Raw genomic sequence first — 24,909 nt, 5'->3', positions numbered from 1 at the left:
GCCGCCGCGCCGCCGGTATCTCGGAATCTGAACGCAATCTCTGGGTTGGTTGCAGCCCCAGCGTGACTTTCAAGGATCGTGCAAGTCTGATACCGTAGCGCATCCGAAATCTTCCGTGTCTTGGAGACCGATATGCTGGCTGTCTAGGGCTAAGCCGGGTGTCGTGCATCCCCAGAACTGGTGAGAAATGCCGCATCGCGACACAGCCAATTTGATCGGCGAGCTGTACGAGGCAGCCACTGGCATGCACGACTGGCTTACAGTGAGCAGAAGTCTGTGTGACCTCCTCGAGGCGGAAGGCGCATCGCTCAGCGTCGCGCTGGGAAACGCTACGCCGCACAATCTGCTCCGGCCCGACGATGCCAGCGAAACGGCCTATGTCAACTTTTATCGCAAGATCGATCCCATCCGTGCAGCCGCCGCCCGGCTTCTGCTCCCCCAGGCGCAGCAGGGGATTCGCACGGAGAGGGAACTGGTGCCGGAAGCAGACTATCTTCGCAGCGAATTCTATCAGGATTTCGCGCGTCACGCCAATCAGCGCTATATGATGGTGGCAGCGGTCGGCGATTTCGACAACACCATGCTCGCCTTTTTCCGCGGCGATCGACGATCTCCCTTTTCGGGGCCTGATCGGGATCTCGTCACCGGGTTCATCCCCCATCTGCGCCGCGCGCTGCAATTGCGGCGTCGGCTGATGGTTGACGGTGTGGGCGCCGACGCCGGTCTGGCGGCACTGGAGCGCTCACGATCCGGCCATGTCATCGTCGATCCGGGAATGCGTATTCTCTTTGCCAACGAAGTGAGTGTCCGGATCGCCGAAAGCCCGTCCTCTGGCCTGTTGATCAGGCGCTGGGGGCCGCGACCGGACCCTGGATCGACAATTCTGGCTGCCCGTCATCGCAAGGACAATCTTGCTCTCAAGGAGTTCGTGGCCAACGTTGCGAAGGGCGGCGCTGGGGGCGCACTTCGTCTGCACAGCGGCGAGGAGGCGAACGACAATTCCGCATCCTCCATTGCCGCCATTGTCTCGCCGGTGCCTGCGCGCCTTGCATCCCAGCGTACGGCGTCCGCGATGTCGGGCATCGCAGCCCGTCAGGCGATGATCATGTTGCATGACCTTGCCAAGCCCATCGCACCGCCGGCTGCTCTGTTCCGCGATCTCTTCGGCCTCAGCGCGGCCGAAGCCGCCGTCGCGGTTGCCTTGCTCGGCGGTAAGACGGCCGAGGACGTTGCCCATATGCGTCAGGTATCGCTTGATACGGTCCGCAGCCAGATTCGCACCGTACTGAACAAGTCCGAAGCAACCAACCTGCGCGACCTGGAACGCATCGGCGCGATGCTGGGCTCGATGGCGGGTTCTTAGAAGACAGGCCGGGCTGGCGGTGTGGTGCGGTAAACCGTTGGGCAAACGTTCGGGCGACCGCATGGGTGCACAGGACACCCGGGGCGCGAATGCGGGCATAGGCGTGGGCAAGCCGCCGGATCGGTCAATCACCTGCCGTCTTGCTCATTGTTTCGTCTCGCACGTCGTTGCCTTGCCATCGTGCCTGAAGCTCGCCTGCCTGCCCTTGATCCAGAATTCGATCTTGCCGCCGGCATATCTGCCGCCATCGGCCGAGAGTACCTGAGGCAGATCGATCCGCTTGCCGGATGCGGCAAGCGACAGCTCGACTGATCCCGGCTCCGTTGCGGGCGTATGGAATATCACGGTCATCCGCGTCCCGTCCGCGCAGGTATAGTCGGCGGTCATATCGGCTGCACAGGCCATGGAAACCAGTGCCGGCAGCATGGCGGCAGACAGCAAAATCCGTGTCAGCATCTTTCGTCCCGTCCGCTCCATCCGTGGCATCACATCGAATCCATGCCAAGAGCCTGGTGTCGGCGCATCATCAGTTGTGGGGATGTCTGCGCCTCTCTTTGTTGCTTTCTTGATATCGGCCTGCAACGCAACCATAACGCCCGGAAGGTGAAGCATCATGTTAGCTGATGTGATCAAAGCCGCCATCATATTTGTGATGTCGAACTACTCGCTGAGTTTCTTCTTACTCGGATTGATCGTCTCAGTTGCGGCGATTGTGCGATCTGGAACCTCAATTGACCGGCCTCTCGTCGTGGAAAAGCTCCTCGCCTGGTACGTGTTCTTCAGCATCGGTATCGACAATTTCTACAACTTTGCCATGCATGTGTTCTTCGGCGAGATGTCCGCGGGTTTCATCGGCTGGGCCGACAGTCCGTTCCAGTTCGAGGTCGGAACTGCGAGCCTTGGTTACGCCGCTGTCGGGCTGCTCGCAGCTTTCAGGAGCTATGATCTGCGCCTCGCGGCCGTGCTTGGTCCGAGCATCTTCACGCTGGGGGCGGCAGCCGGTCACATTAATCAGATGATTACCGCGCATGACTTCGCGCCGGGCAATGCCGGCATCATCTTCTGGACGGATATTTTCATCCCCGTCTTCGGATTTGCGCTGTTGTGGTTGCAGCGTCGTCATTTCGGTTCGAGCACGATATCGGCGCCAATCTCGATCAGGTCGGTGTAGACGCCGGTCCGACTTGCGCTCTTCGCATATGATCCGGTCAACACGGCGAGCGACTTCGTTCGACTTGACGCAGCGCATATCGACGCCGAGCCGGTATCCTCCAACGAGCGTTGCTGTTGCCCGATCCGCGCTGCCGAGGGCAGAAGGAGAAAATAATGGGAACTCTGCTGGCCTTCGCGCCGTTCATAGCGTTCGCGCTCGTCGACCGACTGATTGGTGCGACTGAAGGATTGATCGTGGGCGCCATCGTGTCGGCGGCTCTATTGCTGCGCGATTGGGTGGCGCCTGGCCGAAGCCCGAAAATTCTCGAGATCGGCACCACGATCCTATTTGGCGCGCTTGCCCTCTACGCGGTTTTCGGAGGGCCGAACTGGTCTATCGTGGGCGTTCGGCTCTGCGTCGATCTTGGCTTGCTCCTTATCGTTCTGATTTCCATGGCGCTACGGCGGCCGTTCACCCTGCAATATGCGCGCGAACAGGTGTCGGCGGAGCTATGGAGCAGTCCGCAATTCATGCGGACGAACTATGTGATTACAGCCGCCTGGGCGCTGGCCTTCTTCGTTCTGGTGACCGCCGATATCGTTCTGCTCTATGTGCCGGCCCTGCCGCCGCGGATCGGCATCATTTCGACGATCGTTGCGTTGATTGCCGCCGTCAAGTTCACCGCATGGTATCCGGAGCGACGAAGCCTGGCTGAACCGACGAGTGAATCGCGGCCGGCTACGCCGGAAAGGTGAAGTCGCATGACTGGACGAAGAATCAGCCTAAGGACATGCCCGAGCACAAGGATTAGCGGCTGCAAGCAGCGACTATCGAAGTCCTGTCGTTCTGCTGATTGAGGTGCGGCTTGGCCGAGAACGCGCGCGACCACCACAAAGCTCGTTCGAGCGCATCCCGTGATCGATCGTGTGGCTGCCGGAAGCGGGAAGCCCATGATATTGCGGACGCCGGATGGTCAGACATATGGCTTGCGGGTCAGCGTTTCATTGCAAAATCTATGGGAACGATGACGAAGGGAACGATCCCGGGAGGCGGCTTCGGAACGGGAGAGGCTCGATGCAGGAGATCGAGCACTTCCTCGTCGAGGGCCGGCACGTTCGAGGACTGCGCAAGCTCCGCATTCGTCACGGTGCCGTCAGGCTCCACGTAGAAGCGCACGAGAACCTTTCCTTCCTGGCGACGCGACAGTGCCGAGAAGGGATAGCGTTTCCTGCGTTCGAGATGGGCGGTAAGTTGCATCTGCCAACGCTCCTGAGCCTTCAAATCGCTGACGACCCCACGCGTGACTTCTTCGCCTATCGTTGCCTCCATCCGGCCGGGCGCTTTCAGTGTGTCACCCATGTCGACATCGGGAAGCGGATCATCGGCCAGCCCTTTGGCAACCGCGATCTTCGTCTTGTCGGGTGCCTTCTTCTCCGACTTGCGCAGCTCGGGCTTCGGCTTGCGGACCGGGACCGGGATTTTCTTCAGCTGCGGGGTGTCGTCAGGCGGAATTAAGGTCTCGGCCCTGGCCTCCTCGATCGGCTTCTGCTCGTTTGGCTCAGGTGCGGCATCATGGTCGGCTTGCGACTGAGGGTCGCCCTTCTGGACCTCCTGACGCTTTTCCTTTTTGATTATCGGATCGGGGACGAATTCCACCATGATCGCCATCGGTTGCGGCTGTGGAGGCGGAGGATCGGGCGGCAGCTCTGTCATGATCGCGGCGATGCAGGTGGCGGCATGGGCGAGCAGCGAGAGGCACATGCCGGCTACGATCCCGGAAATCGAGCGACGGGAATGCGCCGCCGCCCCGGAAATTCGTGAGGTCTCGTCGACGGTCGCAAGGCAGATCGGGTCGAATTGAATCTCGTGCCGCATTCGATCTTTCGGTCAGAACGCAGACGAACGGCGGTCTCGCCGCTCTCGCGACCGGTTATTCCGGAATTGATCGAGTTCGAAACACACCCCGTTTTTCCTTCGGCAAGCCATCGTCCTTCTAAATCTTGACATTATTTCTCAAGATAAGAAAGGGATATGTTGACGATCGTCGGCAAAGGCGCTGAAAAGCGGTGGGGCGGAAACTTGTTTCAGTGGATCTTCAATCATTCGACCGAGAAGGAAGGTGCGATGCCACAGGCCAGATGGATAGCCGCAGTCGCCACGGCGCGCATGTTCGCGGCGACGCGGGCATGAGCGCGGAGGTCTCTGACAGCGCAGCCGACGCGACAGGCAGGGAGCCTTCCTCCGATAGGGTGCTCGAAACCGGCTGCGCTATCGTTGGCGCCGGCCCGGCTGGATTGATGCTCGGCCTGTTGCTGGCGCGCGCCGGCGTCGAGGTCACGGTGCTGGAGAAGCATGCGGACTTCCTGCGGGATTTTCGCGGCGATACGATCCATCCCTCGACGCTGGAAGTGCTGCATGAGATCGGCTTGCTCGATGAATTCCTGAAGCTGCCGCACACCCGGGCGCCGCGCCTGCACGCCGAGATCGGCGGCAGAGACGTCACGATCGCCGATTTCTCGCGGCTTCCGACCAGATGCCGCTTCATCGCCTTCATGCCGCAATGGGACTTTCTCGATTTTCTGGCGCGGGAAGCGGGAAAGCTGGCGAATTTTCACCTGATGATGGGGACCGAAGTCACGGATCTTCTCCCCGCTGACCAAAGCGGGGCGGCTCTGCGGGCAAGAGGGCCCGATGGTTCGCTTGTTATTCGTGCGCGGCTTATCGTCGGCGCCGACGGCCGCAACTCGATCGTGCGGGACAAGGCCGGGCTGCAGGTCGAAAGCTTCGGCAGCCCGAGCGATGTCCTCTGGATGAAGCTCTCTCATCTTCCCGACGATCCGCCCTACACGATGGGCCATGGCGGCCCCAGGCAGGGCTTCGTGATGGTCGACCGCGGCGATTACTGGCAATGCGGCTACGTCGTGCGCAAGGGCACGTTCGCGGACGTCAAGGAGAGAGGGCTTGACGACTTCAGGAAGGTGGTCGCGGCCGCATCGCCATTGACGCCGGAGCGGATGGACGAGGTCCGTTCATGGGACGACGTGCATCTCCTCAGCATCCGCATCGATCGTCTGAAGCGCTGGTGGAAACCGGGCGTCCTTTGCATCGGCGACGCAGCCCACGCCATGTCGCCAATTGGCGGCGTCGGTGTCAATCTGGCAATTCAGGACGCCGTCGCCGCAGCAAACATCCTCGCCGGGCCGTTGCGGAATGACGCGGTTCTCGATCGGCATCTGCAGGCGGTCGAACGGCGTCGGATCTTCCCGACGAAAGCGACGCAGAAGATCCAGGTGATGATGCGTCGGAGACGCCGGAGCGCCGACACGAAAGATCCGGGGCGCTCCGGTCCGCCGGCTTTCATGCGCTTCATCGCCCGGTGGCCTGTATTGGCGCACCTTGCCGGGCGTCTCGTGGGCGTCGGCTTCAAATCAGAGCATGTTGCGCACGCCATGCGCTCCATCCATATCAGGAAGTAGCGCGGGAAGCCGCATTGGCAAACCACATGCGACGGCGCCGGGCCGACGATGACAATAGACGGCTGCCTCGACCGGATCTGCGGCCATATGTTTGAGTGGGGACGAAATCCAATCACCATGACTGAAGCGGGAGGTCTCTCACGCCTGGTCAGCAAACACCTTGGCGCGTCGTAGCTGTCCGAAGCCTGTCTGGCCTGCCTCAAGGGTTCTTTCCGGTTCGACATCGAACTCAAGGTGCTCGTTGCCGCTGGTCGTCGCCAGGACGCGCCGTCCGTCGGGGCGGTCGATGTCCACCGGCTCGAAACCGAATTCATCCGCCGCGTCGATTGTATTCAGAACCGATCATGAGAGGCTTCTTGTCCAAGCCTTTCTTCATCAACACACCCGTATCCGGTCCGAACATCGAGTAGATCGGCAGGAGGCTCGCTCCGAGCGCCGAACCGCGTGCTCCAAGGAGCCCCGCACTGATCACCGGTGGGATGAGTCCGGGCGGCAGCATCTCGGCAAAGCAGTGCCGGACGCGTTCCACCGTGTCCTCGAGCAGAGGGTGCGGCAGCAACCCGTCGATAACGACGGCTTCCAGATCGACCACGGCGATGCTGCCGATAATCGCCTGCGCCAGCGCGTCGGCGCAATCGTCCTGCCACTCCGACACCAGGCCTTGTGCAGCTTGTGGCATGGGGTCAAGGTCCCGAACCCGTGTAATTTGAAAGCCGTTCGTTCTCAAATGATGGACGAGCGTATAGATAGACGCGCGATGAAGCAGCACTTCAAATTTCCCCGCTGGTTTCGGAACCGAATTCAGCCTTGAGTGCGTCACCGGGAAGGGGCCATAGGCGGCGGTATTGCCGTTCGGCCCCGTCTGCAGCGTGCCGTCGAGGACCAGACCGCCGCCGACGAAGGTGCTGAGGGAAATGTGCAGGAAGTCGGAATACTGTTTACCCAAACCATAGACGAGTTCGGCAACCGCCGCCGCGGACGCATCGTTCTCGATCATAACGGGAAGATCGTGGCCTTCGGCAAAGTATGATTTCAGATCGAAGGTGCGCCATTCCATCTGCACGTCAGACGGAAACCCCAGCTCCGCGTCCCAGCCACCGATGAAGTAGGGTGCCGAGACCCCAATGCCGACAAGTCGCTTCTGCTGCTCTCTGCCAAGTTTGCTTCTGAAGCGCGCCACCGAAGCATCTCCGAACTCGCATATGCTGATCGGGCTGGGGTGATCATATTCCTGGGTTTCGAAGGCGACGGTCTCGCCGGCGAAGTCAATCAGAATGGCATCCATCGCCCGGCGGCCAATATGAAGACCGATCGAATATGCCCCGTCTTTCGCAAGGCCGTACATCGCGGAAGGTTGGCCCTTGCCGCCAAAGCGCTTGCCGTTTTCGATAAGGTAGCCGCCGGCAACAAGGGCGTCGACGATCGTTGCGACGGCCGGAGGGGTCAGGTGGGCGAACCTGGCGATTTCTGCCTTGGATGTCTCGCCGAAGCGGCGAACGGCGTCCAGAACCACCCGTTCGTTGTAGTAGCGCAACTGCATTGAATTGCTGCCTTTGCCCGCCATGCCGTCGGCCCCCAGTTCTGAATAATCAATGTTCCACGCTGTTTTACGCACTGCCCGCTGCTTGTCAAAAGAGCTTACGGCCGGCCTTGACGGATCGCAAGATAAATTATAGTAAACTGCTTTAATAAAGCTGCCCAAGGGAGTCGGCGGCTCGGAATGCGACAGGGTGAGGATCCCAAATGACATCTCATGAATGCCGGACCGCGGCTTCTAGCGCCGCCGCCAATGGTGTCGGACATGGTTGAACCGGTGGTCCTCACACGGACGTCTTCCGTGCCGGGTAGCGGCACTGTTGCCGCATCGCTTACAGGCGTTACGAAGATATTCGGTGGCACGGTCGCCGTATCCGATGTCACCATCGAGCTCAGGGCGGGAGAGGTCCTTGCTCTTCTCGGCGAAAACGGCGCTGGCAAGAGCACCTGCGTGAAGCTCCTTGCGGGCGTGTATAAGCCCGATGCAGGGTCGGTCGTAGTCGGTGGCCAGCAAAAGCGTTTTTCCTCGCCGCTCGAAGCCCAGCATGCCGGCGTCGCCGTCATGCACCAGCATCCGGGATTGTTTCCTGATCTGAGCATCGCCGAGAACCTGTTCATTGGTCAGACGGGAACCAGGTGGAAGCTCGATTACGGCGCGATGCAGTCCGAAGCTGCCCGCCTGCTGAACACGATCGGCCTCGACGCCGACGTTTCTCAACCACTTGGCAAGTTGCGAACCTCCGAACAGCAGTTGGTGGAAGTCGCTCGCGCCCTGTCGCTCGATGCTCGTGTCCTCATCATGGACGAACCCACCGCGGCGCTTTCCCAACGCGAGGTCGAGCGGCTGTTCACGGTTGTGGACTCGCTGAGACGGCGCGGCGTGGCCATGATGTTCGTCGGACATCGCATGGATGAGATCTACCGTGTTGCCGACCGGATCGCGGTTCTGCGCGATGGACGGCTCGTCGGAACGGAGCCGACTGCCGATCTGTCTCGGGATCGGGCCATCACGATGATGGTCGGGCGATCGCTCGACGGTCTCTATCCGCGCCACACGGCCGTCCCGGGAAAGGTTGTCCTTGAGGTCAAAGGCCTGGCGCGTGAAGGAACTTTCGCCGATATCTCGTTCCAGCTACGGGCCGGGGAAATCCTCGGTTTCGGGGGGCTGGTCGGGAGCGGGCGCACCGAGATCGCTCGCGTGCTGTTTGGCATCGATCAGCCGACGTCGGGGACCATTTCGATCGACGGAGCCGCGGTTCAATTTGGATCGGCGAGCGCCGCCATGGAGCAGGGCATTGCCTATGTCTCGGAGGACCGGATCGGCCAGAGTCTGGTCATGGACTTCTCGATCCTCAACAACGCCTCGCTGACGGTTCTCGACGAGGCGACGACCGGCGGGATGATGTCTCGCTCGAAAGAGCTGAGGCTGGCCGAGCCCTTTCTGGACCGGCTTCGTCTCCGTTTCAGTTCCTATGGGCAGCCGGTCAGTTCGCTGTCGGGCGGGAACCAGCAGAAAGTCGTCTTATCGAAGTGGCTGGCGACCAACCCAAGGATCCTCATCCTCGATGAGCCGACCCAGGGTATCGACGTCCAGGCCAAGGCAGATGTGCATGCGATGATGGCCGACCTTGCCAACGAAGGCATGGCGATCATCCTCATTTCGTCCGAGCTCCCCGAGTTGCTCGGCATGTCCGACAGGATGATAGTCCTGCGCGAAGGACACATCTCGGGACGCTTCGAGCGCGACGAGGCAACGCAGGAAAAGGTCATTGGGGCTGCGACGGATGCGATCGTTCAGAAGGTCGATGGCGAGATTGTCGCAAAACCGCTCCATTCAGGCGTCGAGCATGTCGAGCTTCAATCACAGCGAAGTCCTCTGAGGCGGATTTTTGCGCGTCGCGAGTTCGGGCTGGTTGCAGCCATGCTCGCAGTGATCGTACCGATCTCGATCCTGAACATCCGAATGCTGAGCGGCTCCAACCTGTCCGCCTTGGCCATGGATGCCGGCCTTCTGATGATCGTCGCCGTCGCGCAGATGCTGGTGCTGATTACACGAAGCATCGATCTCTCGGTCGCAGCCATCATTGGACTTGCCGCCTATGGGGCGGCATCGACATTGCATGCTCACCCGGACATCGGTGTGCTTGGCGGCGTGCTTCTTGCCTGTGGAATCGGCCTGGTCGCAGGGATCGTGAACGGATTGGTCATCACCTACGGCAGGGTGCCCGCCATCGTCGTGACCCTCGGTACGATGTCCGTGTTTCGCGGTATCAACAGCATTTGGGCTGGCGGAACGCAGGTGAGCGCCGATCAGGTGCCGCAATCATGGCTGGACATGACGAGCGCCAACATTCTTGGGGTTCCAGCCATCATTCTGATCGCAATCGTCACCTTGCTGATTGCGGGCTACGTGCTTCGCTATACCTCGCTTGGGCGCGAACTCTACGCAATCGGCTCCAACCCGGACGGTGCTCGGCTGATCGGTATTCCGGCGCGTCCTCGAATTCTGCTTGCCTTCGCCGCCGCCGGTTTGTTGGCAGGCTTCGACGGCGCGCTGTGGGCGTCGCGCTACGCCACCGTCGATGCCCGTGTCGCCTACGGTTTCGAACTTACGGTCATTGCGGCCGTCGTGGTTGGCGGCGTCGCGGTGCGCGGCGGCTCCGGGACGGTGCTCGGCGTTGCGGCCGGAGCCTTGCTTCTGCTGGTCATCAACAACGGCCTCACCCTGGTGCGGGTCGATCCGCTGTGGCTCCAGGGCGTCTACGGTCTCGTCATTCTCGTCGCCATCGGCATTGACGCCTATGTCGCCCGCCGAGCGTCCCGGGGAGGAGCGCACCCATGACCGACAGATCGAAGCAGGACAAGGATTTCGTCGCCCGCATCGGCAACTGGGATAACTTCCTGGCCGCGATTACCATCGCCGTTATCGTATACGCCGTCTTCGAAGTGCCGAACTTCGCATCGACGTTCAACATCTCCCAAGCCGTTGCCGGGATTTCCGAGCGAGCGCTGATCGTCCTGCCGATGGTGCTCCTGATCATCGCCCGTGAGATCGACCTTTCGGTCGGCAGCACGCTTGCCCTCACGAGCGTTGTTTTCGGGCTGCTTACCCAGGCGGAGTTTTCGCTCTATGTGGCAATCCCGTTGACGTTGCTCGCCGGTGCGGCGTGCGGGGCATTCAACGGGGTCCTCGTCACGAAGCTGGGGCTGCCGTCGCTTGTGGTCACTCTGGGCACGATGGCCTTGTTCAGGGGCATCGGCTACATCCTCCTCGGTTCGGACTCGATCAACGATTTTCCGGACAGTTTTCTCGATTTTGGCATCAACACGGTTGGAGATACGCCCGTTCCATGGACGATCGTGCCTTTCATCGTGCTCGCGCCGCTGTTTGCCATCGCCCTTCAGAAAATGCCGCTCGGACGGCGGATATATGCCATCGGCGGAAGCCCGGAGGCAGCGCGATATTCAGGCATCCGTCTGGCCCGTACCGTCCTTGGATTGTTCATCACCTCCGGTGTCGTGTGTGCCGCCGCCGGCATGGTCTATGCAGCGCGGCTGGCCAACGCCCGTGCCAACAACGCGCTCGGCATCGAACTCGACGTGATCACGATTGCGCTCCTCGGCGGCATCAGCGTCTTCGGAGGGAAGGGCAGGCTGACGGGCGTTCTCTGGGCCCTGCTGCTGTTTGCAACCATCCGCAACGTTCTCGGCCTTCTGCAGATCGGCGGCGACGCGCAGGGAACCGTCATCGGTCTTCTCCTGATCGTCTCGCTGCTCGCCAGCAACGCGGCCGAGCGGATCTTTGCAGGCGTCAGGACCCGTTACTTCAAACCAAAGGCAAGCGAGTAGCATCCGGCGGCTCGACTGTTCACCCAAGCCGGACTCACGGAGGAGGAAACCCAATGAAATCGAAAGTTCTCACATCGCTGCTTCTCGCCAGTACCCTGATTGGCAGCGTGACAACGGCTCTCGCCGCCGATTGCGCCAAGGGACCTGTCACCGTCGGCTTCCTGCCCAAGCTCGACACCGACCCCTACTTCCAGGTTGCGCAGACCGGCGCAGAAGAAGCTGCCGGCGAGATCGGCGGAAAGGCGATCAAGCAGGCACCATCGCAGGCAACAGCCGAGGCGCAGATCGACTTCATCAACAATCTCGTTTCCCAGAAGGTCGGCGTCATCGCCATTTCGGCAAATGACGCCAACGCTGTCGCTCCGGCCCTTCGCCGCGCGGAAAAGCAGGGAGTCAAGATTGTTTCCTACGATTCCGACGTGGCAACGAATGCGCGTGCGCTCTTTCTCAATCAGGCGGCTGGCGACAGCCTGGCCGAGATGATGCTGGAGTCCATGGGGCAACTCATCAACTATGACGGCGACTTCGCCATCCTGTCTTCCACGCCGACGGCGACCAACCAGAATGCCTGGATCGACTTCATGAAGAAGAAGATGGCCGCCGACAAGAAATATTCGAAGATGAAACTGGTCCAGGTCGCCTACGGTCAGGAGAGCGAGCAGGTGAACCAGCAACAGGCTCTGGGTCTTGCTCAGGCATTCCCGAACCTGAAGGGCATCATCATCCCCGCCGGTATCGGTCTGCCCGCGGCAGCCCGCGCAATGGATCAGGCCGGCCTGCTTGGGAAGATCAAGCTTACCGGTCTGGCACCCGCGACGCTGATCAAGAAGTACATCCAGGATGGCTCGGTCCAGGACATCTGGTGGAACGTCAAGGATCTTGGCTATCTGACCTACTATGCTGCCCAAGCCGTGGCTCAATGCAAGGTCACCGGCAAGGACGGCGAGACATTCTCCGCAGGCCGCCTCGGATCCTACAAGGTCGGCACCAAGGGCGAAGTCCTGCTCGGACCAGCCAAGATCGTGACGCCGGCGAATATCGAAGAATTCAAGTTCTGACACTGTCGGGCAACGCCGATCCGGCGTTGCCCTTTTCCCCATCGAGGATCCATCATGAAGCCAGTGTTGCTCGCGGGCGAGACTTTTCACGTAACGTCGTTCGCTGCCAAGGGCCTGGAAGTCGGCGCATCCTCCCGCTATTCGAATGGTGCGACGCGTTACATCTCGGGGCTTGCCAAGCAGGGGATCGAGGTCGTCCAGATCGGCGGCGAGCGGTGTGAGGCCGAATTTCCGAGGTCGCTGGAAGCTCTCGCCGACTATTCGGCCGTCGTCCTTTCGGATGTCGGCGCCCTCTCGCTGCTCTGCACGCCGGAAACGCGGATCGGTCAGCGCTCCGTCAATCGGCTCGAACTTCTCCGCCGCTGGGTGGAGCAGGGTGGAGGGTTGATGATGGCCGGCGGCTATACCTGCTTCCAGGGCATGGACGGATCGGCGATGTTCCACGGTACGGCCGTCGAGGAATGCCTTCCTGTCGAGATCAATGCGGGTCCGGATGGGTTGGAGGCACCCGAAGGTCTCGACCCGGCCGTTATCGATGCCGAGCACCCGGTGCTCGCGGGTCTGACATCGCCCATTCCTTTCGTTCTCGGCATGAATCGCGTCAAGGCGCGGGCAGGCAATGAGGTGAAGACGTTAGTCCATTGCTCCAGCCGAGGACAAAATTTGCCGCTTTTGTCTGTTCGCGAATACGGCGCTGGACGATCGCTTGCGTGGACGACCGATATCGGACCACATTGGCTGTCCGAAGATTTCATGCGCTGGGACGGCTACGATACACTCATGGCCAACATGGCGCGTTGGCTGGCGCGGAAGATTTAGAGGTGGACGCGTCGAAGACGATATCCGCCTTGCCGTCTTGGTCTCACAGCAATGAAGCGACGCAGGGCGGCTAACGTGTCGACATATCCTCGGGATTTCGGGTGACAAGTCGCGCGCCGTCGTTCTCTGTTCCGACAGGCGGCCAAAACTGTCGAAAATGGCGGATGAGCAAGTCCGTTAGCACCCGTGTTCTCAGGTTCATGTCGCGTCGATGCGGCCATACGGCCTGAATAGGCAATCCTTTCGGGGATGAGGTCGGCATGACGGTCACGACAGATCCTTGTTCCAGGGCTTCGGCGACAAGCCATTCAGGCAGCTGCGCCACGCCGAACCCCCGCAAGACGCAGTCGTAGATTGCGTCATAGCTGCCGACGCTGAACGTGCCGGAAACGTCGACTTGCCCGACCGAGCCGGTCTCGTCGGCTAACAGCCAGGGGGCTCTGCCATCGCTTCGCGAATAGGTGATGCAGTCGTGGCCGGCAAGGTCCGACACCACTTTCGGCGTGCCGCGACGCGCGAGGTAGTCGGGCGACGCGCACATGACAATGTTTTGCGTGCCCAGGCGCCGGGCGACCAGATCGGCGCTGCTTCCGACGTTTCCAATACGGACGGCGAGATCGATGCCGTCTTCCACCAAGTCGGTGAGGCGATTTGAGAAGCTGACATCGAAGGTCAGCATGGAATAGGTCTGCGACAGCTCCAACAGAATCGGCATTATCACCTTGCGGCCCAGTAGTTCAGGCAGGCTGACCCTGAGCCTGCCGGCGGGTTCGCGCGTTCTGGATGTCAGCGTCGCCTCCACAGCCTCGAGCTCATTAAAGGCGCGCTGGCAGGCCTGCAGAAGCAGTGCGCCATCCTCCGTCAACGTCATTTGGCGCGTGGTGCGGTGAAACAGGCGCGCGCCGAGCCGCGTCTCGAGCCGCGCCACTGCCTTTCCTACGGCGGAGCTTGTCAATCCGAGCTTCAAGCCGGCATCCGAGAAGTTCTCGCTCTTGGCCGCCTGTACGAACGTACGGATCGCCGTCAATTGCTCGCTCGAAATCATATGCCCTCCCATAACGGAACTAAATTCCGATATTATAGGAATAATCGGATAAACTGAGAATTAGAAGAACGATTATGGTTCGTTTCGCGTGCCGGGCTCACGGCGCAAAAAAAGGGAACGGACTATGGAAACTCGACCGGACATAAATCGCGATCTTGATGACTTTACCCTCAGCCGGGTACCGATGGGCGCACGATATTCTTGGCTATCGGTTGCGATGCAGCGGTTTGGTCAGCTCTCATGCCTTTCTCAATTCATGGTCGGCGCACTGCTGGGCTACGGCATGACCTTCAAGGACGCCTTTCTGGCCCTGACCCTTGGGGCGGTCATCCTGGAAATCGTTTCGATCTTTGTCGGCATAGCAGGGCAAAGGGAGGGGATGAGCACGGCGATGCTGGCCCGCTGGACCGGCTTTGGTCGACACGGCTCCAGCTTGCTGTCGCTGGTCATCGCCATCAGTCTCGTGGGCTGGTTTGCGGTTCAGAATGCAATATTCGCTTCCGGAATGCAGTCCTTGGCCGGCGGATTGCCATTTTGGGGCTGGGCCCTGGCGTGTGGCCTCGCGGTCACCCTTGTCGTCACCTTCGGATTCTCCGCGATGGCTTGGCTCGCCTATGTCACGGTCCCGGCATTCATGGTGCTGGCAGGCTGGTCGATCGCGTCAGCGCTCATGACCCATTCACTGCAAAGTCTGGTGAACTCAGCCGCTCCCGGCCCGTCGCTAAGCTTGACCGCCGGGGCGACCATGGTGGCGGGCTCGTTCATTATCGGCGCGGTCGTCACGCCGGATATGAGCCGCTTCAACCGCTCGGCCTTTGATGTTGTCAGGCAAACCGTGGTCAGCATCACCTTCGGGGAGTATCTGGTCGGCCTTATCGGGGTTCTGCTTGCGCACGCCGTAGGCAGCGCAGACGTTGTCAAGATTATCGTCACCACAACCAGTTTTGTCGGCATCATTATCCTGGTCGCCTCGACGGCGAAGATCAATGACTGGAACCTGTATTCGGCCTCACTTGGCGTCGTGAACTTTTTCCAGAACGTCTTCGGCGTTGCGATTAGCCGCACGACGGCGACGCTCGTCATCGGCAGCTGCGGAACGCTGCTGTCGCTCTGGGGCGGTCTTCAGCAATTCACCGGCTTCCTTATTGTGTTAGGCGTCGCAATTCCTCCTGTCGGAGGGATCATGATCGTCGACTACTTCGTCTTGCGTCGGCAGAGGGCTTTGCTGGACCGTTCGGCGATCCGCGGGGCAGTGCCCGACACAAGCGAGGCTTGGAACCTTCCGGGTCTCGTCAGCTGGGCCATCGGCTTTCTCACCGGCTTTTATATCAGCGCCGGCATTCCTTCCATAAACGCGCTTTGCGCCGCCGGCTTCTCCTACTGGCTGATCCAGGGGTTCTTGGCGCCATGCTACGCAAAGCTCACATCGCGCAACGCGTAATGGCGACGGCGATATTCGGACATTGACCAGGCAATCATTCAACGAGGATCGAATATGTTTAATAGCAAGACAGTCGCCATCATCGGCGGCACCTCCGGCATCGGCCTGCGTGTAGCAGAGATCGCCATTTCGCAGGGAGCATCCGTCATCGTCGGCGGACGGAACATTGAACGCATCGGCAAAGCGGTTCAGCGTCTCGGCTCCTCGGCTCGGGGGGCTGAGGTTGATAACCTCGATCAGGCCTCGATCAAGGCGTTTTTCGAGGCGGCCGGAGCCATTGACCATCTTTTCACGCCCGGCGCGTCGTACGCGCGGGGCCGCATAGATGAAGCATCCGACGACGTGGCGGAAAGCTCGTTCAAGTCCAAGTTTTGGGGGCAGTATTACGCTGTCAAACATGCTCTGCCTTACCTGGCAAAGGATGGCTCGATCACCTTGATGGCAGGTGCCTATAGCGTTCGCCCGGCGTCGAACGGCGCGGCCTATGGCGCCTGCAATGCGGCAATCGAAGGCCTCGGCCGTTCGCTTGCGGTGGAATTGGCACCGGTGCGGGTGAATGTCGTATCGCCTGGAACGATCGACAGCGATCTATGGCAGCGCCAGCCGCCAGCGCTGCGGGATGCGTCTTTCTCGTCCTACGGCGACGTTGCATTGCTAAAGCGCGTTGGTACGACCGATGAAGTGGCGGATGCCGTGGTCTTCCTCATGAAAAACACCTTCATGACCGGATCCACGCTTTATCCGGACGGCGGGTTTGCACTGCGATGAAACGGAACCTGACACCGGACGACATCGAACCGGCCGTCTTGGGAGGAGCCATTCTCGGTGGCGGCGGCGGCGGCTTGATCAACGAGGGCCTGCGCAGCGCGAGGCTGGCATTGGAGGCTGGGACCCCGCAACTATGGAGTCCGGAGGAGCTCTCACCCGAGACGCTTTCCGTGACGGTCGCGCTTGTGGGTGCTCCTTCATCTCCGCAGGCCTATGTTCGCGCAACCCACATGCTGCAGGCGCTCACGCAAATTCGGCAGGCAGAGCCCCGAATTGCGGCCATCAACACCAACGAGAACGGAGCAGAGACAACGGTCAACGGTTGGCTACAATCTGCTTTGACCGGATTGCCTCTGCTGGACCTCGCCTGCAACGGCCGCGCTCACCCGACGGGCTTGATGGGGGCACTGGGGCTGCACAGAGTGGAAGGTTACCGTTCCCGACAGGCTTTTGCGGGAGGCGACAGCACGCATTTTGTCGAGGGCCTGTTGTCCGGAAGGCTGGAGGAGGTGGCCAACACCGTTCGTTGTGCTTCCGTTGAAGCCGGCGGGCTTCTGGCTGTCGCCCGTAACCCGGTGCCGCTGTCCCTTGCGGTCGCCAATGGTGCTCCGGGTGCGATCAGTCAGGCGATCGGCATCGGGCGCGCGTTGCTCGATGGAGGTATCCGGGCCGTCGTAGGGCACATGGACGGCAATATAGCCTTGCAAGGGGAGGTGACTGGATACCAATGTCAGCGGCGCGACGGCTTGGACATAGGTCATGTAACATTTTCCTCGAACGCGAAGCTGCGTTTTATCAATGAGTTCATGACCTTCGATGTCGACGGCCAGCGCAGAGCGTCTTTCCCCGACTTGATCATGACCTTCGATGAGGAAGGCCGGCCGATCGTCTCCGCAAAGATAACCAAAGGACAACGACTGACCGTGATCATCGTCCCGCGAGGAAAGTTGCTTCTATCGTCAACGATGGCAATGCCGGAATTGTTTGAGCCGCTCAATCGCATCCTGACAGCCACTCCTGGCGAGACGCCTCTGTGATGGCTCGGTGGAACGGTTCGTGTCACAGGGAAGGACCGTAACCGGCGTCGGAGGCGGGGCAAATCCTGAATGTCGCTGATGGGTTAAGCGGGTGGCCCACAACGGGGCGACGATTCGCTCCGCCGAACACACTTCACCGACGCAATTGATGGAATTCGGAGAAGAATCACCGCCTCAGGAACCGAGCGCTGCGAGAACTTCGGCGATCACCGCTGTCGCCTCGCGAAGTCTCGCCTCGCCGAAAGCCGCACCGTTGCTGTTGGCCCAGATCGCCTGACGGCCTTGAATATCGGCCAGAGCGGCTCTGCCTGCGGCCGTCAATTCCATCAGCTTGGCACGCTGATGGGCGGGATTGTCGCGATAGGCAATCAACCCTTCGCTTTCCAGAAGATCCGCGATGCGCTGGACGCCTTGTCGTGCAAGGCCGAGTGCCCGCGCTGCATCCGCGACCGACATCGGCGCATGGTCGGCAGCGGCAAGGACTTGCCAGCGGGCACTGGTCTGCCCGGCAGGCTTGGCGAGAATATCGCCCGCGACCTGCAGATGACCCGCAAGCCTCAGTACCGCGATTGAGAATTGCGCGAAGGCATCGCCTTCGGTTGTTCGTTTCGAGTCCATATTGACAACATGTTGTCCATTGCTGATAATGACAGCATGTTGTCATGACACACACGGAAACGCAAGGAAGAGAGCGAATGAAGAAGACCTACCACGGCAGTTGCCATTGCGGCCGGATCGCCTATCAGGCCGACATCGATTTGGAGGCCGGTACCGGAAAATGTAATTGTTCCATCTGCTGGAAACGCCGATACTGGGGGGTCAACATCAAGCCTGAAGACTTCCGCCTGACCTGTGATGAGACGGGGGTCGGTGACTACCAGTTCGGCACGATGTCGGGCCATCATCGCTTCTGCGGCACCTGTGGCGTGGCACCCTATGGCCACGGTTATATAGCGGAAATGGGAGGCGCCTACGTCTCCATCAATCTCGCCTGCCTGGACGATCTCGATCCGAGCGAACTTGCCGAGGCACCTGTGCGATACTTCGATGGCCGCAACAACAGCTGGTGGAACACGCCGGCGGAGACGCGACACCTTTAGAAACGAAAGGCGTTGCTGACACCCTGGCAACAGGCTCGCCGATCCATGAGCGGGCACGCAGTCCCGGCATTTTCATGCTTCGGGCACTCATCCTGGCCAGGTCCAGCTCATAGCGGAGCCGGATCTGGCGACAGAAGCATCGCGCCGTCTGCTCGCCGGCGACAGCGAAAAACCCTTCATCGCGACCGGCCTGCTCCGTTCGAAGGGGAGGCCCCATGACCGATCTCCCGAGAGATACGTTCTGATTCGGGAAATGCGCATGCGGTTGCCGCGGAGCGGCCACGGCGGTGGTGCCAATCGGGCGTTTGACGCGACGGCCCGAATTGTGGAGGTCTGGTTTCAAATTCCGTTGCTGCGATATGGCACGCGCCGGCGCTGCCCCTAACTTGATATCCGTTTGGCGTTGGGCAACATGACATTCCATATCCGCTGGATGTGGCGACACGATCGGCCGAGAGGAGAAACTGTGAGTGCAACACCGCCCTCCAGGGCAAAAAAAGAGGTTGTCAAACAGACGGCCGGCCGCATGACCCGCGAGGTCTGGATCGAGGCGGCTATCGCGGCACTCATTGCAGACGGCATCGCCAATGTAAAAATACAGGTCATGGCCAAGGCGCTCGCGGTGTCGCGGTCGAGCTTTTATTGGTTCTTTGCCGATTTGCAGGAATTGCACAGGGAACTGCTTGAATACTGGCTCCGGAAAAATACGAGCCCGATCCTCGAACGTGCCCTTCGCCCAGCACCCACGGTGACGAAGGCGGTGTGCCACGTCTTTGAATGCTGGGTGGATCCAAACCTCTTCAACCCCCGCCTCGACGCGGCGGTCCGGTCCTGGGGACAGGTGGACGCAGCCGTGCGTGCCGTGGTCGATCAAGCCGACGATCAGCGCGTCGATGCCTTGACGCGCATGTTCCTGCGCTACGCCTATCCGGAAGACGAGGCCTTCATCCGGGCCCGTGTTCTCTATTTTACGCAGATCGGTCACTATACGCTTGGCATGCGGGATGATCGGGAGATGCGGCTGCGTCTTTTGCGTCCCTATCTCTTGAGCTTTACAGGGCGTCGGGCATCGGATGAGGAGGTCGACGCTTTTGAAACGCTAATGCGGCGTGTTCAGCCAAACGGCTGAGATCTGTTCATCTCTGTACTTTCTTGCGATCCATCGATGTGAGCGGGGAACGGCTGCTCCTTTCCGTGCCTGGCGCATTTGTCTGGACATATATGTACAGAATGGGTATTTCTGTTGCCTGGCGGGTGCATGGGGGCTCTCGCACGGTTTTTCAGAATGGGGCAGCGCATGAAACCGCAGTCAGCCTTGCCGCTTTACCGCCGCGCAACGCACCATGCCGGCGGCGGGATTTCGCGATGACGCGGCACTATTCCGCGCTTTCGCTCCTGAAGGAGGGGCTTGCTGGTCAGACGGGCTGGCGGCAGGCCTGGCGTTCACCCCAGCCGAAGCCACGCTACGACATCCTCATCATCGGCGGCGGCGGGCACGGGCTGGCAACGGCCTATTATCTCGCCAAGGTTCATAACATCCGCAACGTGGCGGTCATCGAAAAAGGCTGGCTGGGCGGCGGCAATACCGGCCGGAACACGACGGTCATACGCTCCAACTACTTCTTTCCCGAGAGCGCGGCGCTCTACGAAATGGCCTTGAAGCTCTACGAGGGCCTCGGCCGCGAGCTCAATTACAACGTCATGCTTTCCCAGCGTGGGATTATCACGTTGGCCCATAGCGAGACGGAGATGGAGATGGCGGCACGCACCGTCAACGCCATGCAGATCAATGGCACGGACGCCGAGCTTTTTGGCGTGGAGGACGTGCGACGCGTATTGCCGCTGCTCAACATGTCGCCCGAGGCGCGCTATCCGGTTTTCGGTGGCGTCTGGCAGGGGAGGGCCGGCACGGCACGCCATGATGCGGTCGCCTGGGGCTATGCGCGCGCTGCCGACCGGTTGGACGTCGATATTATCCAGTCCTGCGAAGTCGAGGAATTCCTCGTCGAGGGCGGCCGGTGCCGTGGCGTGAAGACCAGCCGCGGCGAGATCCGCGCCGATCGGGTCGGCATGGTCGTTGCAGGCCATTCCTCGCATCTCGGCGCCAAGGCCGGCTTCCGCCTGCCGATCACGTCCTATGCCCTGCAGGCCTGTGTTTCCGAGCCGATCAAGCCGGCACTTGATACGGTCGTGCTCTCGCCGGCAACCGGCACCTATGCCAGCCAGTCGGACAAGGGTGAACTCGTCATCGGCGGCGGTCTCGACCGGGTTCCCTCCTATGGCCAGCGCGGCAACCTGCCGATGCTCGAGGACGTGATCGCGGGGCTGCTCGAAATGTTCCCGAGCTTCCGACAGCTGCGATTGATGCGCCAATGGGCGGGCATCGTCGACGTGACGCCGGATTCCTCGCCGATCCTTGGCGAGAGCCCGCTGCCGGGCCTCTTCCTCAACTGTGGTTGGGGAACGGGGGGCTTCAAGGCAATACCGGCCGGCGGCACGCTCCTTGCTCATCTGCTCGCCACAGGCAAGCATCACGACGTCAGCCGACCCTTCGATCTCGACCGCTTCGCACGCGGGCGGTTGATCGACGAGGCTGCCGGCTCCGGCATCGCACACTAAGGGGGACCGCAATGCAGCTTTTCCCATGCCCATTCTGCGGCCCCAGAAGCGAGACCGAATTTCATTTCGGCGGCGATGCCGGCAACTATCGCCCGGAGGGTTTTCGCGACGTGACCGACGGAAAATGGACGGCCTACCTGTACGAGCGGAACAACCTGCGCGGCCCGGTGAACGAGATCTGGATGCACATGACCTGCGGGGAGGTCTTCCGTATGGAGCGCGACACCGTGCACCATGGCGTGGCGCGGTCCTTCGCACTCACGAAAGGGAGCGGCGATGACGGCATGGCGCACTAAGGGCGGTACGGCCATCGACACGACACGGCCGCTGCGCTTTACCTTCGACGGCAAGGCGGTCGAGGGATTTGCGGGCGATACGGTTGCCTCGGCGCTGCTTGCCGGCGGGGTCTCCGTTCTCGGTCGCAGTTTCAAATATCATCGCCCGCGCGGGCTATGGGGGGCGGGCGTCGAGGAGCCGAATGCCCTGGTCGATGTTGCGGGCGCGATGCCGAACACGCGCGCCACGCAATTGCTGGCCGCAGATGGGCTCATCGTACGCAGCGTCAATGCCGAGCCAAGCGCGGAGAAGGATCGCCACGCCTTCCTCGACACTTTCTCACGCTTCATGCCGGCCGCCTTCTACTACAAGACCTTCATGTTTCCCGATTGGCACCTGTTCGAGCCGCGCATCCGGCAGATGGCGGGCCTCGGCAGGCTGGACGCGACATTGCGGGAGCCGTCCTTCGCCGAGCAGATCAATCATCATTGCGACGTGCTCGTGGTCGGCGCCGGGCCGGCGGGCCTTGCCGCGGCGCGCAAGGCCCTGCGCGCCGGGCAGCGTGTCGTGCTCTGCGACGACGGGCGGCAAGTCGGTGGCAGCCTGCTCCACCGTGCGGCGATCCTCGAAGGCAAGCCGGGCGCGGAATGGGCTGCGGACGTGGCAGCGGAACTGCGGCAGGCCGGCGCGCTGGTGCTGACCGACACGACGGCGTTTGGAATCTACGACCATCGCCTGGTCGCCCTAAGCCAGAAAGGCGCGGACGGCGTACCTGAGCGGCTGTGGCGCGTTCGCGCGAAATCCATCGTGCTTGCCACGGGCGCCATCGAACGGCCGCTGCCATTCGGTAACAACGACCTGCCGGGCATCATGTCCGCAGAGGCCGCGCTCGCCTATCTTCGCCGTTTCGGCGTTGCCGCCGGACGCAAGGTCGTCGTCGCCACGAACAACGGTCTGGCCTACGAGACGGCGCAGGCGCTGGCGGCAACGGGTGCTGAGGTCACGGTCGTCGACTATCGCGATGATATCCCTGTGCCGGCCGGGCTCCGGGTACTGAAAGGCCTGACCGTGATTTCCGCAAGCGGTCGGGGAATGGTGAGCGCCGTTCGGCTTTCCGACGGCAGCGTTCTGGAGGCCGATGCTGTGCTCGCCTCCGGAGGCTTCACGCCGACCGTGCATCTCTACTGCCAGGCCCAGGGCAAGCTCGACTGGCGCGATGACATCCTCGCCTTCGTGCCCGGCCGGCCGGTCGAGGGCGTCGCGGTTGTGGGAGCGGCGGCGGGTGACTTCGGCCTTCCAGCGGAATTTGCGGACGGCGCGACCCGTCATTTCGGCATCGTCGCCGCCTGGCCGAAGCCGCGGGTGAAGGATCGCGTCTGGATCGACCTTCAGAACGACGTCACGGCCAAGGATGTCGAGCTTGCCGTGCGGGAAAACTTCGTCTCCGTCGAACATCTGAAGCGTTATACCACGCTTGGCATGGCGACCGACCAGGGCAAGACCTCCAATATCAACGGTCTGGCGCTGATGGCCGAAATCACAGGCCGGCGCATTCCCGAGATTGGCACGACGACCTATCGCCCGCCCTTCACTCCGGTTCCGCTTGTCTCCTTCGTCGGCGTTCGTTCCGGCACGCGCATGAACCCCCTGCGCCGCCTGCCGCTCGAAAGGGAGCATCGGGCGCATGGTGCGGTGTTGCGCGACTATGGCGGCTGGCTGCGGCCGGCCTTCTATGGCGAGGGGTCGCCGGAGGCACGTATCCAGCTGGAGGCCAAGGCTTCGCGCACGGGCGTCGCACTCTTTGACGGGTCGCCCCTCGGCAAGATCGAGGTTATCGGGCCGGATGCCGCGGCTTTTCTTGACTTCATCTACTACAACACCGTATCGACACTTGCGCCCGGCCGCTGCCGTTACGGCTTCATCCTTACCGAAGGCGGAAACATCTATGACGACGGCGTGCTGGTGCGGCTCGAGGAAAACCGTTTCGTCGTCTCCTGCTCCTCCTCCCACGTCGCGGGGGTACACGCCTTGCTGGAAGAGTGGCGGCAGGACCGTTTCGACCGGCGGCGTGTCTTCATCCACAATGCCACGGCCGAGATGGCGACGCTGACGGTGACGGGGCCCCGCGCGTCGGCGCTTGTCGCCGCGATCGGCCTTGACGCTGCTCTCGATGATGCGAGCTTGCCGCATATGGCCGTCGTGCCGGGCACTTTCGAGGGCATTCCGGTGCGGATCGCCCGTGTCAGCTTTACCGGCGAACGATCCTACGAGATTTCCGTCCCCGCCGATCATGCCGCCGCGCTATGGTCGCGGTTGTGGCGGGAAGGCGAGGTTTTCGGCGTGACGCCACTCGGCCTCGAGGCGCTCATGATCCTGCGTGCGGAAAAGGGTTACATCGTCATCGGCAAGGATACCGACGGCACCAGCCGGCCGATGGATTTCGGCCTGACCGCGCCGCTGGAAAGGAAAAAGACTGAGTTCATCGGTCGCCGCTCGCTGATTACGGAAGATGCCATGCGGCCTGACCGCCGGCAGTTCGTCGGGCTTGAGGCGGCGGACGGCAAGGGCCACCTGCCGACCGGCGCGCATGGTATCGAGCGCGGCGCGGGCGGTTTGCGCAGCACAGGCTATGTCACGTCGAGCTATTTCAGCCCGACCCTCCAGAAGCCGATCGCGCTCGGTCTTATCGAACGCGGTCTCACGCGCATGGGCGACGTCATCGAACTACAGCACCTTAGGGAGGTGCGGCATGCCCGCATCGTCGCCCCGTGCGCCTTCGATCCGGAAGGAACCCGTCTTCATGCTTGACAATTCCTGCAAGTGGCAGCCGGAGCCGGATTGGGCGAATGCGCGTCTTGCCGCGCCGGGCCTGCACGTCAGCGCCATCATCGGCCTGCCGCAGCGCCTCGTCAGTGGCGACATCGGCGGCTTCCTTGTCCGACATGAGCTTGCGGAGGTCGGCGCGTTGGGACTTGCCTCCGGCGAACGCTATGCTGTGCGTGTTGCCCGTGACCGGCTGCTCGCCGTTGGCATTCCGGCTTCGGCCTGCGCCGACGGCTGGCATGACGACGGCTATGGCGTGACGACGGTCGGTTCGGCATTTCGCGTCCTTCAAGCGCGCGGAGAAGGCGTGCCCGATCTTGTCGCGCGGGCAACGACGATCGATCCGAACAATCCCGGACCTTGTGCTGCAATGCTCTTTTGCGGCGTTATGGCCACCGTGTACCGATACAACGACATCGAGACCCTGCGCATTCATGTGGACCGGGGGCTTGGCGTCTATCTCTGGGAATGGCTCGAAACGCAGCCGCTCTTTTCGAGAGCGGCTGCCGGCGTTTCCGGCCGGTAAAGATTTTATTCTGGAAGGAG

23 protein-coding genes are annotated in these 24,909 nt (G+C 61.4%); 18 read left to right on the top strand and 5 right to left on the bottom strand.

Going from position 1 to position 24,909, the window contains the following annotated elements; all coding sequences use genetic code 11:
• Positions 1-262 precede the first annotated feature (262 nt).
• Positions 263-1,363 (top strand): helix-turn-helix transcriptional regulator, encoded by a 1,101-nt coding sequence (locus tag ACQZ6J_RS24025; RefSeq protein WP_449085902.1) that lies wholly within the window; start codon positions 263-265, stop codon positions 1,361-1,363.
• 144 nt (positions 1,364-1,507) lie between these two features.
• Here ACQZ6J_RS24025 and ACQZ6J_RS24020 read toward each other — a convergent pair whose 3' ends face one another.
• The gene (locus ACQZ6J_RS24020; RefSeq protein WP_449085901.1) at positions 1,508-1,819 is read right to left on the bottom strand and encodes an MliC family protein; all 312 of its coding nucleotides are present in this window, start codon (positions 1,817-1,819) and stop codon (positions 1,508-1,510) included.
• Between the two features lie 157 nt (positions 1,820-1,976).
• Between ACQZ6J_RS24020 and ACQZ6J_RS24015 the strand changes: the two genes are divergently transcribed.
• Both ACQZ6J_RS24015 and ACQZ6J_RS24010 read left to right on the top strand, forming a co-directional pair.
• Entirely contained in the window at positions 1,977-2,534 is a 558-nt protein-coding gene (locus ACQZ6J_RS24015) for a DUF6790 family protein (protein WP_449085900.1), read from the top strand.
• A gap of 155 nt (positions 2,535-2,689) precedes the next feature.
• A complete protein-coding gene (locus tag ACQZ6J_RS24010; protein ID WP_449085899.1) occupies positions 2,690-3,271 on the top strand; it encodes a hypothetical protein in 582 nt (193 codons plus the stop codon).
• Between the two features lie 238 nt (positions 3,272-3,509).
• Here ACQZ6J_RS24010 and ACQZ6J_RS24005 read toward each other — a convergent pair whose 3' ends face one another.
• Entirely contained in the window at positions 3,510-4,391 is an 882-nt protein-coding gene (locus ACQZ6J_RS24005; RefSeq protein WP_449085898.1) for a TonB family protein, read from the bottom strand.
• A 156-nt stretch (positions 4,392-4,547) separates the two neighbouring features.
• Here ACQZ6J_RS24005 and ACQZ6J_RS24000 point away from each other — a divergent pair, with 156 nt between their 5' ends.
• Positions 4,548-4,706, top strand: a complete 159-nt coding sequence (locus tag ACQZ6J_RS24000; RefSeq protein ID WP_163988974.1) for a hypothetical protein — start codon at positions 4,548-4,550, stop codon at positions 4,704-4,706.
• On the top strand, positions 4,703-5,992 hold the full coding sequence (locus tag ACQZ6J_RS23995) for an FAD-dependent oxidoreductase (protein WP_449085897.1): 1,290 nt from the start codon (positions 4,703-4,705) through the stop codon (positions 5,990-5,992). The genes ACQZ6J_RS24000 and ACQZ6J_RS23995 overlap by 4 nt, the downstream gene beginning before the upstream one ends.
• A 310-nt stretch (positions 5,993-6,302) precedes the next feature.
• Here the strand turns inward: ACQZ6J_RS23995 and ACQZ6J_RS23990 are convergent, their stop codons facing one another.
• On the bottom strand, positions 6,303-7,742 hold the full coding sequence (locus ACQZ6J_RS23990) for an ROK family protein (protein ID WP_449085896.1): 1,440 nt from the start codon (positions 7,740-7,742) through the stop codon (positions 6,303-6,305).
• Between the two features lie 51 nt (positions 7,743-7,793).
• Between ACQZ6J_RS23990 and ACQZ6J_RS23985 the strand changes: the two genes are divergently transcribed.
• The 4 genes from ACQZ6J_RS23985 to ACQZ6J_RS23970 are packed head-to-tail and all read left to right on the top strand — an operon-like array spanning position 7,794 to position 13,254.
• Positions 7,794-10,370 carry an ATP-binding cassette domain-containing protein gene (locus ACQZ6J_RS23985; RefSeq protein ID WP_449085895.1) on the top strand — a complete coding sequence of 859 codons (2,577 nt, stop codon included), beginning with the start codon at positions 7,794-7,796 and terminating at the stop codon, positions 10,368-10,370.
• Entirely contained in the window at positions 10,367-11,377 is a 1,011-nt protein-coding gene (locus tag ACQZ6J_RS23980) for an ABC transporter permease (RefSeq protein WP_449085894.1), read from the top strand. The genes ACQZ6J_RS23985 and ACQZ6J_RS23980 overlap by 4 nt, the downstream gene beginning before the upstream one ends.
• A 53-nt stretch (positions 11,378-11,430) precedes the next feature.
• A complete protein-coding gene (locus ACQZ6J_RS23975; RefSeq protein ID WP_449085893.1) occupies positions 11,431-12,435 on the top strand; it encodes a rhamnose ABC transporter substrate-binding protein in 1,005 nt (334 codons plus the stop codon).
• Between the two features lie 54 nt (positions 12,436-12,489).
• Positions 12,490-13,254: a glutamine amidotransferase gene (locus tag ACQZ6J_RS23970; protein ID WP_449085892.1), complete on the top strand. Its 765-nt coding sequence runs from the start codon at positions 12,490-12,492 to the stop codon at positions 13,252-13,254.
• 70 nt (positions 13,255-13,324) lie between these two features.
• Here ACQZ6J_RS23970 and ACQZ6J_RS23965 read toward each other — a convergent pair whose 3' ends face one another.
• Entirely contained in the window at positions 13,325-14,281 is a 957-nt protein-coding gene (locus ACQZ6J_RS23965) for a LysR family transcriptional regulator (RefSeq protein WP_449085891.1), read from the bottom strand.
• Positions 14,282-14,423: 142 nt separating this feature from the next.
• Here ACQZ6J_RS23965 and ACQZ6J_RS23960 point away from each other — a divergent pair, with 142 nt between their 5' ends.
• From ACQZ6J_RS23960 to ACQZ6J_RS23950, 3 genes are read left to right on the top strand one after another with little or no spacing between them, the layout of a single operon-like run.
• A complete protein-coding gene (locus tag ACQZ6J_RS23960; protein ID WP_449085890.1) occupies positions 14,424-15,740 on the top strand; it encodes a purine-cytosine permease family protein in 1,317 nt (438 codons plus the stop codon).
• A gap of 54 nt (positions 15,741-15,794) precedes the next feature.
• The gene (locus ACQZ6J_RS23955; RefSeq protein WP_449085889.1) at positions 15,795-16,508 is read left to right on the top strand and encodes an SDR family oxidoreductase; all 714 of its coding nucleotides are present in this window, start codon (positions 15,795-15,797) and stop codon (positions 16,506-16,508) included.
• A complete protein-coding gene (locus tag ACQZ6J_RS23950) occupies positions 16,505-17,545 on the top strand; it encodes an S-methyl thiohydantoin desulfurase domain-containing protein (protein WP_449085888.1) in 1,041 nt (346 codons plus the stop codon). Before ACQZ6J_RS23955 ends, ACQZ6J_RS23950 begins: the two co-directional genes overlap by 4 nt.
• A gap of 174 nt (positions 17,546-17,719) precedes the next feature.
• On the opposite strand, the gene ACQZ6J_RS23945 is transcribed toward ACQZ6J_RS23950, so the two are convergent.
• Complete coding sequence (locus ACQZ6J_RS23945) at positions 17,720-18,163, bottom strand: MarR family winged helix-turn-helix transcriptional regulator (protein ID WP_449085887.1); 444 nt, start codon at positions 18,161-18,163, stop codon at positions 17,720-17,722.
• A 77-nt stretch (positions 18,164-18,240) separates the two neighbouring features.
• On the opposite strand from ACQZ6J_RS23945, the gene ACQZ6J_RS23940 reads away from it, so the two are divergent.
• The 6 genes from ACQZ6J_RS23940 to ACQZ6J_RS23915 all read left to right on the top strand — a co-directional run bounded on the left by ACQZ6J_RS23940 (position 18,241) and on the right by ACQZ6J_RS23915 (position 24,889).
• On the top strand, positions 18,241-18,645 hold the full coding sequence (locus ACQZ6J_RS23940; RefSeq protein WP_449085886.1) for a GFA family protein: 405 nt from the start codon (positions 18,241-18,243) through the stop codon (positions 18,643-18,645).
• A gap of 412 nt (positions 18,646-19,057) precedes the next feature.
• Positions 19,058-19,774, top strand: coding sequence for a TetR/AcrR family transcriptional regulator (locus ACQZ6J_RS23935; RefSeq protein ID WP_449085885.1), 717 nt, complete (start codon positions 19,058-19,060; stop codon positions 19,772-19,774).
• Positions 19,775-20,010: 236 nt separating this feature from the next.
• Positions 20,011-21,264 (top strand): sarcosine oxidase subunit beta family protein, encoded by a 1,254-nt coding sequence (locus ACQZ6J_RS23930; RefSeq protein ID WP_449085884.1) that lies wholly within the window; start codon positions 20,011-20,013, stop codon positions 21,262-21,264.
• 11 nt (positions 21,265-21,275) lie between these two features.
• Complete coding sequence (locus tag ACQZ6J_RS23925; protein WP_449085883.1) at positions 21,276-21,560, top strand: sarcosine oxidase subunit delta; 285 nt, start codon at positions 21,276-21,278, stop codon at positions 21,558-21,560.
• Positions 21,541-24,348: a 2Fe-2S iron-sulfur cluster-binding protein gene (locus tag ACQZ6J_RS23920; RefSeq protein ID WP_449085882.1), complete on the top strand. Its 2,808-nt coding sequence runs from the start codon at positions 21,541-21,543 to the stop codon at positions 24,346-24,348. Before ACQZ6J_RS23925 ends, ACQZ6J_RS23920 begins: the two co-directional genes overlap by 20 nt.
• Complete coding sequence (locus tag ACQZ6J_RS23915; protein WP_449085881.1) at positions 24,341-24,889, top strand: hypothetical protein; 549 nt, start codon at positions 24,341-24,343, stop codon at positions 24,887-24,889. Before ACQZ6J_RS23920 ends, ACQZ6J_RS23915 begins: the two co-directional genes overlap by 8 nt.
• Positions 24,890-24,909 lie beyond the last annotated feature (20 nt).

This window comes from Rhizobium sp. A37_96, assembly GCF_053521765.1.
Note: the sequence above shows the minus strand (reverse complement) of the source record. Positions and strands in the feature narration are given on the sequence as shown.

Bases quoted from the DNA above. Each gene is read 5' to 3' on its own strand.
- ACQZ6J_RS24020 (WP_449085901.1), bottom strand. From the start codon at position 1,819: ATGCTGACACGGATTTTGCTGTCTGCCGCCATGCTGCCGGCACTGGTT.
- ACQZ6J_RS24015 (WP_449085900.1), top strand. From the start codon at position 1,977: ATGTTAGCTGATGTGATCAAAGCCGCCATCATATTTGTGATGTCGAAC.
- ACQZ6J_RS24010 (WP_449085899.1), top strand. From the start codon at position 2,690: ATGGGAACTCTGCTGGCCTTCGCGCCGTTCATAGCGTTCGCGCTCGTC.
- ACQZ6J_RS24005 (WP_449085898.1), bottom strand. From the start codon at position 4,391: ATGCGGCACGAGATTCAATTCGACCCGATCTGCCTTGCGACCGTCGAC.
- ACQZ6J_RS24000 (WP_163988974.1), top strand. From the start codon at position 4,548: ATGTTGACGATCGTCGGCAAAGGCGCTGAAAAGCGGTGGGGCGGAAAC.
- ACQZ6J_RS23995 (WP_449085897.1), top strand. From the start codon at position 4,703: ATGAGCGCGGAGGTCTCTGACAGCGCAGCCGACGCGACAGGCAGGGAG.
- ACQZ6J_RS23990 (WP_449085896.1), bottom strand. From the start codon at position 7,742: ATGTCATTTGGGATCCTCACCCTGTCGCATTCCGAGCCGCCGACTCCC.
- ACQZ6J_RS23985 (WP_449085895.1), top strand. From the start codon at position 7,794: ATGGTTGAACCGGTGGTCCTCACACGGACGTCTTCCGTGCCGGGTAGC.
- ACQZ6J_RS23980 (WP_449085894.1), top strand. From the start codon at position 10,367: ATGACCGACAGATCGAAGCAGGACAAGGATTTCGTCGCCCGCATCGGC.
- ACQZ6J_RS23975 (WP_449085893.1), top strand. From the start codon at position 11,431: ATGAAATCGAAAGTTCTCACATCGCTGCTTCTCGCCAGTACCCTGATT.
- ACQZ6J_RS23970 (WP_449085892.1), top strand. From the start codon at position 12,490: ATGAAGCCAGTGTTGCTCGCGGGCGAGACTTTTCACGTAACGTCGTTC.
- ACQZ6J_RS23960 (WP_449085890.1), top strand. From the start codon at position 14,424: ATGGAAACTCGACCGGACATAAATCGCGATCTTGATGACTTTACCCTC.
- ACQZ6J_RS23955 (WP_449085889.1), top strand. From the start codon at position 15,795: ATGTTTAATAGCAAGACAGTCGCCATCATCGGCGGCACCTCCGGCATC.
- ACQZ6J_RS23950 (WP_449085888.1), top strand. From the start codon at position 16,505: ATGAAACGGAACCTGACACCGGACGACATCGAACCGGCCGTCTTGGGA.
- ACQZ6J_RS23945 (WP_449085887.1), bottom strand. From the start codon at position 18,163: ATGGACTCGAAACGAACAACCGAAGGCGATGCCTTCGCGCAATTCTCA.
- ACQZ6J_RS23940 (WP_449085886.1), top strand. From the start codon at position 18,241: ATGAAGAAGACCTACCACGGCAGTTGCCATTGCGGCCGGATCGCCTAT.
- ACQZ6J_RS23935 (WP_449085885.1), top strand. From the start codon at position 19,058: ATGACATTCCATATCCGCTGGATGTGGCGACACGATCGGCCGAGAGGA.
- ACQZ6J_RS23930 (WP_449085884.1), top strand. From the start codon at position 20,011: ATGACGCGGCACTATTCCGCGCTTTCGCTCCTGAAGGAGGGGCTTGCT.
- ACQZ6J_RS23925 (WP_449085883.1), top strand. From the start codon at position 21,276: ATGCAGCTTTTCCCATGCCCATTCTGCGGCCCCAGAAGCGAGACCGAA.
- ACQZ6J_RS23920 (WP_449085882.1), top strand. From the start codon at position 21,541: ATGACGGCATGGCGCACTAAGGGCGGTACGGCCATCGACACGACACGG.
- ACQZ6J_RS23915 (WP_449085881.1), top strand. From the start codon at position 24,341: ATGCTTGACAATTCCTGCAAGTGGCAGCCGGAGCCGGATTGGGCGAAT.